Source organism: Tenacibaculum insulae, assembly GCF_964512435.1.
GTDB classification, from domain to species: domain Bacteria; phylum Bacteroidota; class Bacteroidia; order Flavobacteriales; family Flavobacteriaceae; genus Polaribacter; species Polaribacter insulae_A.
The window spans coordinates 2,658,375-2,674,061 of record NZ_OZ208512.1; the positions used below are offsets into that span (position 1 = coordinate 2,658,375).

Below are 15,687 nucleotides of genomic sequence, written 5' to 3' on the forward strand. Positions count from 1 at the left end.
ACTATTTGATAACATACTTCTTTATATTTAATTGTTTTTTTGCTAGCGTTTATAATTAACACAACAACAATTTACATGAAAAAAATTTTACCCTTCATTTTACTGATTGCATCGCTTTCGGTATTTTCTCAAGTACCATCATATTATAATGATGTTAACTTAAATCAAACTAGTACAGCTTTAAAAAATGCTTTAGCCACAAAAATTATAGCTACACATAACACAAACTTATCCTATACTCCTGGTGTTTGGGATGCTTTAAAACAATCTGATTTAGATCCTACAAACAATACAAAAGTTGTTTTAATATATGGATTTAGTGATTCTGATGGTAATTATGTTACCGACAAAACTCGTAGTAAAGATGCTAACGGAGGTTCTGCAGGAACACAATGGAACCGAGAGCACGTATATCCTAAATCATTAGGAAATCCTAATTTAGGAACTTCGGGTCCAGGAGCAGATGCACACCATATTAGACCTGCGGATATTTCTTTTAACGGACAACGAAGTAGTAAAAAATTTGCCACAGGAACTGGTAATGCAGGAGATTCTTCTGGTGGATGGTATCCTGGTGATGAATGGAAAGGAGATGTTGCACGTATGATGATGTACATGTATTTACGTTACGGAAACCAATGTTTGCCTAGTAATGTAGCGATTGGTACAGCCAGTTCTTCTGACAGCAATATGATTGAATTATTATTACAATGGAATGCCCAAGATCCTGTATCAGATTTCGAAAAACAACGCAATCCAATTATACAAGGTTTACAAGGAAATCGTAATCCTTTTATTGATAATCCAGCTTTTGCTACTAAAATTTGGGGTGGACCGCAAGCGGAAGACCTATTTGGAAACGGTAGTGGTGCTACTGACACAGAGGCTCCAACAACACCTTTAAATTTAATTGCTAGTAATATTACCGAAACTACCGTGAGTTTATCTTGGTCAAACTCAACAGATAATACTGGAGTTACAGGCTATGACATATTTAACGGCGTGAATAAATTAGCAACAGCAACTACTAATTTTTATATTTTAAACGGGCTAACAGCTGGTACTACTTATTCTTTTTTTGTAAAGGCTAAAGATGCCGCAAATAATGTTTCAACAGCTAGCAATACTATAAATGTAACAACAGCTTCAACTCCGTCATCAGGATTCGCAAATGATTTATTATTTTCAGAATATATTGAAGGTTCTTCTAATAATAAAGCTTTAGAAATCGCTAATTTTACAGGAAATGTTATTGATTTATCAGACTATTCAATAAAAAAAGCTTCTAACGGAGGTGGCTGGTCTAATACATTAGCTTTAAACGGAACTTTAAATAATGGTAATGTATATGTGATTGCAAACAGCAGTGCTTCATCAACAATAAAAAATAAAGCGCAAAAAACAGATACTAGTGTTTTATCTTTTAACGGTAATGATGCTATTGGTTTATTTAAAAATAATATACTTATCGATTTAATTGGAAATCCTAATAGTTCTACCAGTTTTGCTCAAGACAAAACTTTGCAAAGAAAATCGTCAATAAACAGCCCTAATACAACGTACACAACTTCAGAATGGAATATCCTTTCAAAAGATACTTTTAGCGGCTTAAGCGAACATACAATTGATGGAGGAACTCCTGTTGATACTACAGCTCCTACAACCCCGAGTAACTTAACGGTTTCAAATATCACTAAAACTTCAGCCAACTTAACTTGGTCTGCAGCTTCTGATGATACAGCCGTTACAGGTTACGAAATTTATAAAGGAATTACCAAAATAGCAACAGTTACCACAACTAATTATACCGTAACTAATTTAACCGCTTCAACAACTTATACTTTTTCTGTAAAAGCTAAAGATGCTGCAAATAATGTTTCAAACGCTAGTAACTCAACTACTGTAACCACTAAAGCAAACATAGTTACCTACTGTACTGCTAAAGGAAACAACGCTAGTTATGAGTTTATTGACTATGTTGCTATCGGTGGTATTGCTAATACTTCAACTTTTAATAATGGTTATGCCGATTTTACCTCTTTAACAGCTAATTTAACTTATGGAAATAATACAATTATTATAAGTGCAGGTTTTTCTGGGTCGTCATATACAGAATTCTGGAAAGTATGGATTGACTTTAACCAAAACGGAATTTTTGAAAGTAATGAAGAAGTTGTTAGTGGCTCTTCGTCTAGCTCTGCCAATTTATCTGCTAATTTTTCGGTGCCAACTGAGGCTTTAAATGGTAAAACAAGAATGCGTGTGGCTATGAAATGGGATGCTGCTCCTACCGCTTGTGAAACTTTTTCGTATGGTGAAGTAGAAGATTATTCAGTAAACATTGGTGCAAGCTCTAAAGGAATTTATACCAGTACAATTACTGCAGAAAAACTAGGAAATGAAACTACTATATTTAATGCAAATATTTCTCCAAATCCTACAGCTGATTTTATAAAAATTAAGATGACAGATAACAGAACTACAACTTTTAAAGTTTTTAATGTTATAGGTCAGGAAGTTTTAAAGGGTAACGTAAATCACTCAACAATTAATGTGGCTAATTTAAAAAACGGAATTTACCTTCTTGAAATTAATGATGGTCAACGTTCTTTTACCAAAAAATTCATAAAAAAATAAACTTTCCTTATCAACAAAACAAAAAAGGCAATTGTTAAACGATTGCCTTTTTTTGTTAAAATTAATTTTAAATCTCTATTGTTTTTTTTGATTCTTTTGATGAAAACACAAACGTATACAACCACATTAACGTAAATGTTGGTATTACATCTAACCCAGGCATAATTTCCTCAATAAAAGAAACAGCCGCTGCTATTTTACCTTTATTTCCTTTATACATTCTAGTCATTAAATATGCCGATGTTGGTGCCCAAACAATATCTATAAACTCACCTAAACCTGGTATTACATACGACACAAAACCTACTGCATCAAACAATAAACTCAATGCTAATTTTTTATACTTATTATCTTTATTCATTTATATTTTATTAATTCCGTTAAAACAGAAATCAAAATTCAAGCCAATAATTTAATTTTTAACTTTGTAAATTGATATGTTTGCTCTAAAATACTAAAAACGAATGATTTTTTCTGATTTTAAAAATCAAATAGAAATACTACAACAAAAACCTTTAGGAGGTTTAAACGCTCAGTTTAAACTAGCTCCTAAATTAAGAATGCAGTTTTCACAAGAATTAATTAACAGTAAAAATCCAAGAAAAGCAGCTGTTTTAGCCTTGTTTTATCCTGATAAAAACAATAATACACGTTTTTTATTAACTAAAAGAGCCAATTATAACGGTAAACATTCTGATCAAATTAGTTTTCCTGGTGGTAAAATAGATAAAGAAGATGCTAATTTTAAAACAACTGCCTTAAGGGAAACTTTTGAAGAAGTTGGTGTTCCTTCATCAGAAATAAAAATCATCCGTCAACTATCTGATTCTTACATCCCTCCTAGTAATTTCTTAGTTGCCCCTTTTATCGGGTTTTCACAAGAAAAACCCATTTTTAAACCTAATTACGAAGTTGCAAGTATTATTGAGGTTTTGGTAAGCGATTTATTAAACGATGCCAATTTAACATCAATAAATATGGAAACGTCTTACATGAAAAATATTGATGTACCTTGCTTTAAACTAAACGATTACATTGTTTGGGGAGCAACAGCAATGATGTTATCAGAAATTAAAGATTTATTTAAATAGTAATGTTTTCTATTTCTTTTGTAATTTAGCTTTTACACTAAAAAAACTAACAATCAAATGCCTTTATTTAAAAGGAATCCGTTCGGACATATTTTATTTATAAAACGCTTTTTAATTCAAGTTTTAGGAGCTATTTCTCACGGTCGCTATCGTAAATTTAATAACTTACAGATAGAAGGAATGGAGATACTTCGTAATCTTCCAGATAAAAATGTTTTATTCATTTCAAATCATCAAACTTATTTTGCTGATGTAGCTTCTATGTTTCATGTATTTAATGCCGCCTTAAAAGGACGTGATGATAATATTAGAAATGTAGGTTATTTATGGAATCCGAAATTAAACCTTTATTATATCGCAGCTGGCGAAACTATGCGTGCTGGTTTATTACCTAAAATATTTGCCTATGTAGGTTCTGTATCAGTAGAAAGAACTTGGAGAAGTGAAGGTAAAGATATTAAAAGACAAGTAAAAATGTCTGATATTTCTAACATTGGTAAAGCATTAGATGACGGTTGGGTAATTACTTTTCCGCAAGGAACCACTACGCCATTTAAACCTATTCGTCGTGGTACAGCGCATATTATAAAAACATACAATCCGGTTGTAGTGCCTATTGTTATTGATGGTTTTAGACGTTCTTTTGATAAAAAAGGATTATTGATAAAAAAACGAAATGTTTTACAATCAATGGTTATAAAAGAGCCTTTAAAGTTTGATACTGAAAATGATGATGTAGCTTGTATTGTTGAAAAAATTGAATATGCGATTGAACAACATCCTTCGTTTTTAAAGGTGCTAACACCAGAACAAATAAAAGAAGAACAAGAATATAGAGAAAAAAGACGTTTTTGGGGTTCAGAACATCAAAGTGAAGAATAAAAAAGAAATTATATATAATTATGGCAAAAAATAAATCAATTTTAAACGAGAAATCAATCGATTTCTTAGCTAAATATTTAAATAATGCTGCTCCTACCGGATACGAATGGGAAGGTCAAAAAATTTGGATGGATTATTTAAAACCTTATGTTGATGAATTTATTACCGATACTTACGGATCAGCAGTTGGAGTTATCAATCCTGATGCAAAGTATAAAGTAGTTATTGAAGGACATGCCGATGAAATTTCGTGGTATGTAAACTACATTTCTGATAACGGATTAATTTATGTTATTAGAAACGGAGGGTCTGATCATCAAATTGCTCCTAGTAAAATTGTAAATATTCATACTAAAAACGGAATTGTAAAAGGTGTTTTTGGTTGGCCAGCAATTCATACCAGAAATAAAGGTAAAGAAGAGGCTCCTAAACCAGATAATATTTTTATCGACACAGGTTGCGCTACCAAAGAAGAAGTTGAAAAATTAGGCGTTCATGTTGGTTGTGTAATTACGTACCCAGATGAGTTTCATATTTTAAATGGTGATAAATTTGTATGTCGCGCTTTAGACAACAGAATGGGCGGATTTATGATTGCTGAAGTTGCTCGTTTATTAAAAGAAAATAAAAAAGAATTACCTTTCGGATTATATATTACCAACTCTGTACAAGAAGAAATTGGTTTACGTGGTGCCGAAATGATAACACAAACCATAAAACCTAATGTAGCGATTGTTACAGACGTAACTCACGATACGACAACACCAATGATCGACAAGAAAAAAGAAGGTCTTTTAGAGCTTGGTAAAGGTCCCGTTATCGCTTATGCACCTGCAGTACAACAAAAATTACGTGATTTAATTATTGATGCTGCTGAGGCTAATGAAATTCCGTTTCAACGTTCGGCTTTATCAAGAGCTACAGGTACCGATACTGACGCTTTTGCTTACAGCAATGGTGGAGTTGCTTCTGCATTAATTTCTTTACCTTTACGTTACATGCACACTACTGTAGAAATGGTACACAGAGAAGATGTTGAAAATGTAATTAAAATGATTTACGAAAGTTTATTAAAAATAGAAAACGGAGAAGATTTTTCTTATTTTAAATAGACTCTATTTTATATATAAAAAAGCTCGAAAACATTATGTTTTCGAGCTTTTTTTATTAATTATAAATAAATGTATTTTACCTAAAACTTTACTTTTTCAGATTTTTCTGTTGCTGTTTTTCCTACGGATAACATATTTGCAAATAATTTATAGGCTCCAGAAACACCGGCTGGTAATTCTCTAAAAAAGCTTAAACCGGTATAAATATAATTTCCTTTACCATATTTAGCAATTAATAAACTTCCTTTTTTTAATGATTCTCCTTTATCTTTCATAGCTAAAATTGGCGTATATTCTTTACTCCATTTATTAGGAAAATACAACCCACGTTCTTGAACCCACCCTTTAAAATCAGCTTCAGTAACTTTATTCGGATAATTTAATATCGAATGATTTTTAGCTAACAAAGTAACCTTCGCATTTTCATCAGTAACTCTATCTCTCGATAATTTTAACTCAAACGGCGCTTTTACATCTACTCTTCTATTGGTATTGTATTGCACAATCATGTTTCCACCATTTTTTACAAATTCTAACAAATATTTTTGTTTAAATTGTAATTCTTGTAAAGTATTATAAGCTCTAATTCCTACTACAACAGCATCAAAACCCTGTAAATTTTTATCGTTAATATCTTTCGGATCAATTTCTATAACAGTATAACCTATTTGACGTAAACTCTCAGGAATTGCATCTCCAGAACCTTGAATATACGCAATGCGTTCTCCTTTTTTCTTAATATTTAAACGAACCAATTTTGCTTGCGATGGTAATAAAATAGATTGTTTTGGTATGTGGTTATAATTAATTTCCACTAATTCTTTTGTATATGTTTTTCCGTTAATGGTAGCAACAGATTTTAAAACTCCTTCTGATTGATTTTTAGGCGGAGTCACCTTAAAATCAACCACTTGTTTATCTCCTTTCTGTTCGATGATAAAACTTGCTTGTTTAGGAGATACTTCCCATCCGTTTGGAACTTGTAATGCAACTGATCCACTTACATTTTTAGCGCCTGAACGAACCTCTAAAGCTACATTTTGAGTAACATCATCAGAAAAAATAATTATTTTGCTTTTTAGCTTTGTAGTTATTTTTGGCAGCACTTCAAAAGGTTCATAAATTTCTCCTTTATCACGTTTAGAATATCTGTAAACAACCGGAATTGTAAAAGAAATAGGCGCTTTACCAATTACTAAATTATATTGTACATTAATTGGTCTTGCACTTTCTGGATTTCCAATTAACTTTTTATTATCAACAGTGTACATTCCTAAATCCCATGGTTTATTTAACCAATAAGGCGATGAATAATCACTGTTATTTAAAGTAATATTTTCTTTAAAATTTCGCTTGGTATTTGGTGCTAAATCTAATTCTTTTAAAATAGTTTTTTTAGAAGGAAACACGGTAATAGATGATAATTCTATTGATTGATTAGCTCTATTTAAAACCTCAAAATTCACATCAAAAGTACTATTTGGTGTAGTGCTTGATGCGCTTGCTGATGCTTCTAAATACAAACCTGCACAAGCTTTTATAATTTCTTTAAGCTCTTTTGTTTTTATCTTTCTCCAATGTGCGTCTTTTAAATTTTTAACTAATTTATAAGCTTTCATTAATTCAGGAAGATGTTTTGATGGATTTACAAAATCAAAATTTTGTTCAATTCCATATAAAATATCACCAATTTCGCCACCACCTTCTACTCTATTCCATGTTGTATTAATTCCTGAAAAAATATCATTTTTATCTTTCGGAAAATCTCCTTTTAAAAACTCTACATATTCAGTTTGACTTCCACGTGTTGTTAAACGCCCAAAACCTTGACATAAATGTTGGCTACTTGCCATAGAAGCAACTTCGTTATTAGACAAGCCTTTTAACGGATAATACGCTCCAACATCAAAACTTAACATTTTGCTTTTATCTGCTTTTTTAAATTTTTCTTGACTACCATAAAACCACCATGAGGTGTTAAAAAACAACCGTTGTGGTTGCCAAACTTCAGTATTTTTAAGCTGATTTGAAAACTTCGTTTTATCATTTGCTAAATCAAAAGCTTCAACACTTAACATTGCTGATGATGTGTGATGACCATGTGTGGTACCTGGAGTTCGATGATTAAAACGATTAATAATTACATCTGGCTTAAAGGTACGAATTGCCCAAACTACATCGGATAACACCTTCTCTTTATTCCAAATTTTTAAAGTTTCATCAGGGTGCTTAGAATACCCAAAATCATTTGCTCTCGAAAAACGTTGTTCTCCACCGTCCACTCTTCTAGCAGCCAATAATTCTTGCGTACGAATTACGCCTAACAGTTCGCGCATTTCTGGACCAATTAAATTCTGACCTCCATCACCACGTGTTAATGACAAATAACCTGTTCTTGCTTTTTCGTGATTTGATAAATACGCAATTAATCGTGTATTTTCATCATCAGGGTGTGCTGCAATGTACAATGCTGATCCTAAAAAATTTAGTTTTTGAATTTTCTCGTAAACTTGATTAGAAGTTAGCTTTTGAGGTTTTTGTGCAATTATTGATACTGAAATCAATAAAAAAGAAAGGCTTAACAGCGTTTTTTTGTACATTTTTAATAATTTGAATGATAAAAGAATCGTAAACCTAAACTTTTTTCAGGTTCTTATTAATGATATAATTTTATAAAATTCTGAAATAAATTCAAAATCATATAAAACTAATATTATAACAAACAAATGTACTTTTTTTACTTGTAGATTTTATCAAATTAACAAAACACTAACATAATTTATGCTAAAAAATACTCGTCTTTAAAACCAATTAAGTATAATTTATCTTGCGCACGTGTAACCGCTGTATACAACCAACGCAAATATTCTACACTTGGCCCGTCAGGTAAATAAGGTTGCTCTATAAAAACAGTTTTCCATTGCCCTCCTTGAGATTTATGACAGGTCATAGCATACGAGAATTTTACTTGCAATGCATTAAAATATTTATTCTTTTTAACGCCCATAAACTGTTTGTACTTTGATTTTTCATCAGCAAAATCTTCTTTAACAGCTTCGTATAGTTTATTTGATTCTTCGTAGGTTAAAGACGGGCTTTCACTAGAAAGTGTATCTAACAATAATACTGTTTCAAAGGGATTCATATCTGGATAATCAATCATACGAACTTCAACTTCGGCAAACTTAAATCCGTATAATTCTTTAATCGAATTAATTCGCATTACCTCACAAATATCTCCGTTGGCTATAAAGCCTGCGGATGAAGAATCTTTTAACCAAAAATAATTATTTTTAACAACCATAACATAATCACCTGTAGAAATCTCATTTTCTTGCCCACGAATTTTTGTTCTAATTTGGTCGTTGTACTGATTTGCTCTTTTGTTAGATCGTACAATAAAAGCTGTTTCCTCTACACCAATATCTCCATCATACGCCGATGTTATGGCATCTTGTATATCGTAACCATCTTCTAATCGAATAATATCTGGGTAATTTACATCAAACTGAAAATCGTAAATATCACTTTGTATCAGTAATCTTAAATCAGTTGCATTGGCTAAAATTCCTGAATTTTGCTGCTGACGTACTACTTCATCTAACTCAATTTCAGTTACTTCTTTATTAAAATCAAAAGAAAGTGTATTTGCTTCTAAAGCAGGACTCATGGTTAATTTTACGGGCGGTAATTGCGCGGTATCACCAATAAAAACAATTTTACAATTTTTACCTGAATATACATATTGGATTAAATCATCTAATAAAGAACCATTTTCAAATAATTTTGAATTTTGACGCGCATCTGATATCATCGAAGCTTCATCAACAATAAAAATAGTATTCGTATGCTTATTAGGTTGCATTACAAAACTCACTCCTCCATTTCCTTGCTTTTTAGGGAAATAAATTTTTTTATGTATCGTAAAAGCTTGTTTTTTTGAATAACCAGAAATTACTTTTGCCGCTCGCCCTGTGGGCGCTAAAAGCACAGCTTTCTGTCCTGTTTTCCATAAACTATTAACAACTGTACTAATTATAGTTGTTTTACCTGTACCAGCATATCCTTTTAACAAAAATAAGGCATCATTATTGTTGTTAAATATAAAATGAGTTAACTGATCTAGCAACTCACTTTGTTTTTGAGTGGGTTGGTATGGAAACTTTTGAATGATTTCTTTATAAAAAGTAGGGGCAGATTTTATCATATTCTAAATAATTATCAAAGATATATCTATTTATACAGAAATATTTTTATGATTGAAAAAAAATTGTAGATTTGCGAATATCATATATTAAAAACAAAAAAAATGAATTTATTATTAATGATTTTAGCAGCCGTTGTAGTTGCAATTCTATTAGCTGTACTTATTGTTAAATTTGTACCATTGAAAATGAGATGGTTAATCTCTATATTACTTTTAGCAGCCACTGCTTTTTTAGCATATAAAATATACGGAGGTATTATGGAACCTATTCATTTTGCTAAAGAAAAAGAAGTACGATACGCTAAGGTTATTAAGAATTTAAAGTTAATTCGTGATGCCGAAGTTAAATATAAAGAAGTTTATAGAACTTACACAAACAGTAAAGACTCTTTAATCAACTTTATTGAAAATGGTCAATTAGCTTTAGTTGAAACTAAAAACGTTGAAGAAGAAGTTGATAGAGGTGGTGGAATTATGATTAAAGTTTCTAGAAAACAAATTGATACCATTGGTTACGAACCAGTTGCTAAATATTTTAACGGAAAAGATTATAAAGGAATGTTTAATGTTCCTGGAACTGACAAACAATTTGAATTAGCTACTGGTAAAGTTGAAAAAGTTGCCGGATTATTAGTTCCTGTATTTGAAGTTAAAACTGATAAAACTTCTATTTTAAAAGGATTGAGTACTTCTTTAGTAAAACAAGAATTAGAAGCTTTAGAAACAGACCAAATTAAAGGAGCTTTTGTTTCTGTTGGTTCTTTAAATGAAGTTACTACAGGTGGTAACTGGCCTCCTTCTTATGATAAAGGTGAAGCTCTTGATAAAAAAGACTAAAAAAAGTAGCGCTAATGCGCAAAATAAAAATCTATCCATCCAATTTAGTTTGGATGGATTTTCTTTTTGTATAACTAATTCTGTTACAAAGGAACCGCTTTTATTTACACAATATATTTTTGAAGAACCTTTAAGTGCTCCTGAGTTTTTATTAGAAAAAATAATATCCGTTTTTGCTACTGATAAAGATTTACAACAAGATTTTACAACTGTTTTTGCAATACATCAAAACAATTTATCTACGTTAGTACCTAACGAATTCTTTAATAGAAATAGTTTAGATTCTTATTTAAAATATACTGTTAAAACATTATTTACTGATTTTATTACCTATGACACCTTAGATGATGCAAAAATCAGTAATGTTTATATTCCGTATGTAAACATCAATAATTATTTATTTCAAAATTTTGGAGAATTTGAATACAAACATCATTCAAGTATTTTAATTGATAAATTACTCCACTTTTCGAAAGAAAATTCTGAAAAACAGTTTTTTGTAAACACATCTTCTAACCAATTAGATATTGTTGTTTGTAAACAAGACAATTTAATTTTATACAATTCGTTTTCTTTTATAACAAAAGAAGATTTTATTTATTATATATTATTTACTGCCGAACAATTACAAATGGATCCAGATAAGTTTCAATTAACACTTATTGGCGACATTGATAAAACATCTGAACTTTATAAAATAACGTATAATTACGTACGAAATGTTCATTTTTTTAAACCTATTTCAAACTTTTTTACTGATAGTGAAGAGTTTTTAAATCATTCTAATTTTATCTTAGCATCCTAATGAGAATTATTTCAGGAAAACATAAAAGCAAACGAATTTCAGCACCCAAAAAGCTCCCGGTTAGACCCACAACTGATATGGCTAAAGAATCGTTATTTAACATACTTAATAACACCTATTACTTTGAAAATATTAGTGTTTTAGATCTTTTTGCAGGTACGGGTAACATTAGTTATGAGTTTGCCTCTCGAGGCACTGAAAACATACATGCTGTGGATGCTCATTTTGGATGTATTAAATTTATTAATGAAACAGCAAAACAACTAGACTTAAACATTGATACTTTTAAAAGTGATGTGTATAAATTTTTAGAAAAAACATCTTTAAAATCGGATGTGATTTTTGCAGACCCTCCTTATGATTTTGAAGAAGATCAGTTTTTAAAAATTGCCGATTTTGTTTTTAATCGTGAACTTTTAAATGAAGATGGTGTTTTAATTATTGAACACTCTAAACATACCGATTTAACTAAACATCCAAACCATAGTTACGATAAACGTTACGGCGGTAATGTGTTTAGCTTTTTTGAAATAGAAGTTAACGAATAATTTTAGTTATAAAAAAAAGGGAAGTTTTTTAAACTTCCCTTTTTTTTATAACTAAAATTTCTAATCCTAATTTCTTCCCTACTTTTATCATAAATTGATAAGAAGCTGCATGCTCATTGGGTATAATCCCTTCTAAAATAGCTTCTTTTATCGCTTCTTTTATCTGGCCGATTTCTCTACATGGAGTTAAATCAAAAGCCTTCATAATTTCTTCTCCTGTAATTGGTGGTTGAAAATTACGAACTTTATCGCGGGCTTCTACTTCTTTTATTTTTTCACGAACAAGTTCAAAATTTTTATGATAACGGTTAAACTTTTTAGGGTTTTTAGTGGTAATGTCCGCCTCGCATAATGTCATTAACGCATCTACATCATCACCAGCGTCAAAAACTAATCTACGTACAGCAGAATCTGTTACATCACTTGCCAAAACAATAGGTCTTGAACTTAACAGTACCATTTTTTGAACAAATTTCATTTTGTTATTCAATGGCATTTTTAAACGTTTAAAGAGTTTATATACCATTTTAGAACCTACAAATTCGTGCGCATGAAAGGTCCAACCTTGTTTTTTATGATACCGTTTTGTTGGTGCTTTTCCAATATCGTGCAATAAAGCTGCCCAACGCAACCAAACATCATCTGTATATTTTGCAATATTATCAACAACCTCTAAAGTATGATAAAAATTGTCTTTATGCTTTTGACCTTCAACTTCATCAACACCTTTTAAAGCTATTAATTCAGGAATAATTCGGTTTAATAAATTTGTTTTTTCTAATAGTAAAAAACCTACAGATGGAGTTTTAGAGCTTAAAATTTTATTCAACTCTACAACAATACGTTCTTTGGTAATAATATCAATCCTAGACGCATTTTTTAAAATAGATGTTAATGAAGTTTCTTCTATTTTAAAATTTAATTGTGATGCAAAACGAATAGCGCGCATCATACGCAACGGATCATCAGAATATGTAATATCCGGATTTAAAGGTGTTCTTATTATCTTAGCTTCTAAATCTGCTATTCCGTTAAAAGGATCTAACAATAATCCGAAGTTATCTTTATTTAAACTTAAAGCAAGGGCATTTATAGTAAAATCTCTTCTGTTTTGATCGTCTTGTAATGTACCTGATTCTACTTCAGGATTTCTACTATCTTCAGTATATGATTCTTTACGAGCGCCCACAAATTCTATTTCAACATCCTTATAACGCAACATGGCAGTTCCGTAAGTTTTAAAAACTTGTACTTTTGGTTTGTTAGGCAATAAAGAAGCTACTTTTTGCGCTAATTCTATTCCGCTACCTACAGCTACTACATCAATATCTTTTGCTGTACCTCTTTGTAAAATAAAATCGCGAACAAAGCCGCCAATTACATAACTTTCTAGTTGTAACTCTTCGGTTGCTTTACTTATATATTGAAATATTTCAGCAGAAATTGCTTCCTTAAAATATTGTGCTTGCATAAACTATTTTGTAATGATAAAACTACTTAAAAATATAAATAGATTATTTTTTATTATTAAAATATAAATATTTTGTACTCTGATAAAATGAACTTAATAAATCATCCATTTCTTTAGTTAACTCGTTATTTTCTTTACTGATATCTTTTAACGAATTACTTTTTAAATTTATTAATTGATATTTTTTATTGATAACAGTTTTATAATAATATAAAGAATCTTTTAAAATTCCTGAAGATGGTTCTCCTTTAATATTTTTATAAACAAATGAAAATCGTTTTGTTTTTAAGCTATCTAAAGCATTAATACCTAATGTGTAATTTGTGTGATTAATTTTTGCTAATGCCATTGTTGTAGGCACAACATCTACCAAATGTGCGTTTTGGTTAATCGTTTTTGGTTTAAATAATTTAGGTGCGTGAATAATAAACGGTACGTTATGTCTTAAAATCCCTAATTTATCTTCCGTTGGTTTTAAATGATTTATTTCATTCATTCCTCCTTGATGATCGCCAAAGAAAACAAAAATTGTATTGTCGTAATATCCTGATTTTTTTGCTTGCTTTAAAAACTCGTTGATATTAAAATCTAAATATCGCATCGCATTTAATTGTGCTAATGATCTAAATCCTGATTTTTTAAGTAAATTATCATCTAACTCTTTTAAAGGAGTATAATTTCCTTTTTTATCAGGAACTGTAAAAGGCATATGGTTTGTTGCCGTTTGTATATACGCTACAAAAGGTTTCTTTTTAGCGTGTAAATCTGCTAAAACTTTATCAGATTCTTTAAACAAATCGTAATCATCAATTCCCCAAACATCTGCCCTATTTTCTTCTTCATAACTTCCTTCTTCATAAATTTTTAAACCAGTAATATTAGCCTGAAAAACAGCTCTAATATTTGCCCAATTAGCACTTCCGCCTAAAAAATATAATTTTTCATAACCATTAAATTGATTAAACAATATTCGTTGATTAATAATCATGGGGTTTCTTGAAGCTGATTTAACATTATCAATATCCGGAAGCCCAGTTATACTAGCAAAAACACTACCTGCTGTTGTTGATTTATGTACGTAATGATTGGTAAAATTGATACTTTTATCAATTAAACTATCAATTACTGGTGTACTTTTTATAGGATTTCCATAATAACTTAAAGCGGCATTTCCTGTAGATTCTAACATTACAAAAACAACATTTGGTTTGTTATTTATTGTGTCGTTAAAAACCTTATCGCGTTTAAAATTTATGGTATCAGATTTTATACCTAAGTAATCATTTATAATTGGTAAATATTTTTTTGTTTCAGATAAACTATATCCTTCATTTCTAAATTTAAAACTATCAAAAAAGTATAAAACCGGATTTAAAGCAAACTGATTAACATTTTTATTTTTTGAAAAAAATGCTTGACTCCATCTTAATGGATAATGCTGAAAACTACTATAAATTCCGAAGCTTAAAATAAATAAAGTAAGTACTGAAAATATAATTTTTGTTTTTTTAACTGATGTAAAATCAGTTTTAGAAAACTTTTTATAAAGCCATTTATTATATTTTACAATTAAAAAGCATAAAAACAATAAAAATACTGCTCCTTTATAAACAGGATAACTTTCGACAAAAACTTGAGTTGATATTTTTAAATTTTCTAAAAAACGAAGTGCGCTTGCATTTACTCTTAATCCTAAATAACTATAATGACCAAAATCGAATAAATAAAAAAATAAAATTACGATGTACGCTACACTTGAGTATATACTATAAACTAATTGATATTTTTTTTTCTTGAAAAACCCTTTAATAAAAAGGTAAAGAAGAGCTAACGGAATAAAAGCTATAATGGCTAATTTTAAATCGAATCGAATCCCTAATAAAAAAGATTTTGTTAAATCTTCTGATTCTACAACTAAATCAGTTATAAAATAGCTATAAAAAGCCATTCTGAAAATAAAAATAAAAACAAATAAACTTAAAATATTTATATATAAAAATTTTAAATAATTCGGTATTTTATAACGCATAAAAAATAAGTTTACAAGTTGCAAAGGTAAGTTTCTCTTTTAAAAAGAACAATAAATACTTGTAATTA

The 15,687-nt window shown here is 29.9% G+C and carries 12 protein-coding genes; 7 read left to right on the forward strand and 5 right to left on the reverse strand.

The features are described from left to right. The first annotated feature begins 75 nt into the window (after nucleotides 1-75). A complete protein-coding gene (locus ACN5J5_RS12210; RefSeq protein ID WP_418645171.1) occupies nucleotides 76-2,637 on the forward strand; it encodes an endonuclease in 2,562 nt (853 codons plus the stop codon). 67 nt (nucleotides 2,638-2,704) lie between these two features. On the opposite strand, the gene ACN5J5_RS12215 is transcribed toward ACN5J5_RS12210, so the two are convergent. Continuing rightward, nucleotides 2,705-2,998 carry a hypothetical protein gene (locus ACN5J5_RS12215; RefSeq protein WP_418645172.1) on the reverse strand — a complete coding sequence of 98 codons (294 nt, stop codon included), beginning with the start codon at nucleotides 2,996-2,998 and terminating at the stop codon, nucleotides 2,705-2,707. Between the two features lie 103 nt (nucleotides 2,999-3,101). Between ACN5J5_RS12215 and ACN5J5_RS12220 the strand changes: the two genes are divergently transcribed. Genes ACN5J5_RS12220 through ACN5J5_RS12230 form a run of 3 tightly spaced genes read left to right on the forward strand, consistent with a single transcriptional unit; the run spans nucleotide 3,102 to nucleotide 5,722 of the window. Continuing rightward, on the forward strand, nucleotides 3,102-3,728 hold the full coding sequence (locus ACN5J5_RS12220; protein ID WP_418645173.1) for an NUDIX hydrolase: 627 nt from the start codon (nucleotides 3,102-3,104) through the stop codon (nucleotides 3,726-3,728). A gap of 57 nt (nucleotides 3,729-3,785) precedes the next feature. Continuing rightward, the gene (locus tag ACN5J5_RS12225; RefSeq protein WP_418645174.1) at nucleotides 3,786-4,610 is read left to right on the forward strand and encodes a lysophospholipid acyltransferase family protein; all 825 of its coding nucleotides are present in this window, start codon (nucleotides 3,786-3,788) and stop codon (nucleotides 4,608-4,610) included. A gap of 20 nt (nucleotides 4,611-4,630) precedes the next feature. Next, nucleotides 4,631-5,722, forward strand: a complete 1,092-nt coding sequence (locus ACN5J5_RS12230) for a M42 family metallopeptidase (protein WP_418645175.1) — start codon at nucleotides 4,631-4,633, stop codon at nucleotides 5,720-5,722. 80 nt (nucleotides 5,723-5,802) lie between these two features. Here the strand turns inward: ACN5J5_RS12230 and ACN5J5_RS12235 are convergent, their stop codons facing one another. Beyond that, the gene (locus ACN5J5_RS12235; protein WP_418645176.1) at nucleotides 5,803-8,322 is read right to left on the reverse strand and encodes a PIG-L family deacetylase; all 2,520 of its coding nucleotides are present in this window, start codon (nucleotides 8,320-8,322) and stop codon (nucleotides 5,803-5,805) included. Nucleotides 8,323-8,501: 179 nt separating this feature from the next. Beyond that, nucleotides 8,502-9,929 carry an ATP-dependent DNA helicase gene (locus tag ACN5J5_RS12240; protein ID WP_418645177.1) on the reverse strand — a complete coding sequence of 476 codons (1,428 nt, stop codon included), beginning with the start codon at nucleotides 9,927-9,929 and terminating at the stop codon, nucleotides 8,502-8,504. A gap of 102 nt (nucleotides 9,930-10,031) precedes the next feature. Here ACN5J5_RS12240 and ACN5J5_RS12245 point away from each other — a divergent pair, with 102 nt between their 5' ends. The 3 genes from ACN5J5_RS12245 to ACN5J5_RS12255 are packed head-to-tail and all read left to right on the forward strand — an operon-like array spanning nucleotide 10,032 to nucleotide 12,119. Continuing rightward, nucleotides 10,032-10,766 (forward strand): hypothetical protein, encoded by a 735-nt coding sequence (locus tag ACN5J5_RS12245; protein WP_418645178.1) that lies wholly within the window; start codon nucleotides 10,032-10,034, stop codon nucleotides 10,764-10,766. Further along, the gene (locus ACN5J5_RS12250) at nucleotides 10,741-11,571 is read left to right on the forward strand and encodes a DUF3822 family protein (protein ID WP_418645179.1); all 831 of its coding nucleotides are present in this window, start codon (nucleotides 10,741-10,743) and stop codon (nucleotides 11,569-11,571) included. The genes ACN5J5_RS12245 and ACN5J5_RS12250 overlap by 26 nt, the downstream gene beginning before the upstream one ends. After that, complete coding sequence (locus ACN5J5_RS12255; protein WP_418645180.1) at nucleotides 11,571-12,119, forward strand: RsmD family RNA methyltransferase; 549 nt, start codon at nucleotides 11,571-11,573, stop codon at nucleotides 12,117-12,119. Before ACN5J5_RS12250 ends, ACN5J5_RS12255 begins: the two co-directional genes overlap by 1 nt. Before the next feature lie 28 nt (nucleotides 12,120-12,147). Here the strand turns inward: ACN5J5_RS12255 and ACN5J5_RS12260 are convergent, their stop codons facing one another. Next, a complete protein-coding gene (locus tag ACN5J5_RS12260) occupies nucleotides 12,148-13,590 on the reverse strand; it encodes a CCA tRNA nucleotidyltransferase (RefSeq protein ID WP_418645181.1) in 1,443 nt (480 codons plus the stop codon). A 43-nt stretch (nucleotides 13,591-13,633) separates the two neighbouring features. Beyond that, nucleotides 13,634-15,619 (reverse strand): LTA synthase family protein, encoded by a 1,986-nt coding sequence (locus ACN5J5_RS12265; protein ID WP_418645182.1) that lies wholly within the window; start codon nucleotides 15,617-15,619, stop codon nucleotides 13,634-13,636. Nucleotides 15,620-15,687: the final 68 nt, after the last annotated feature.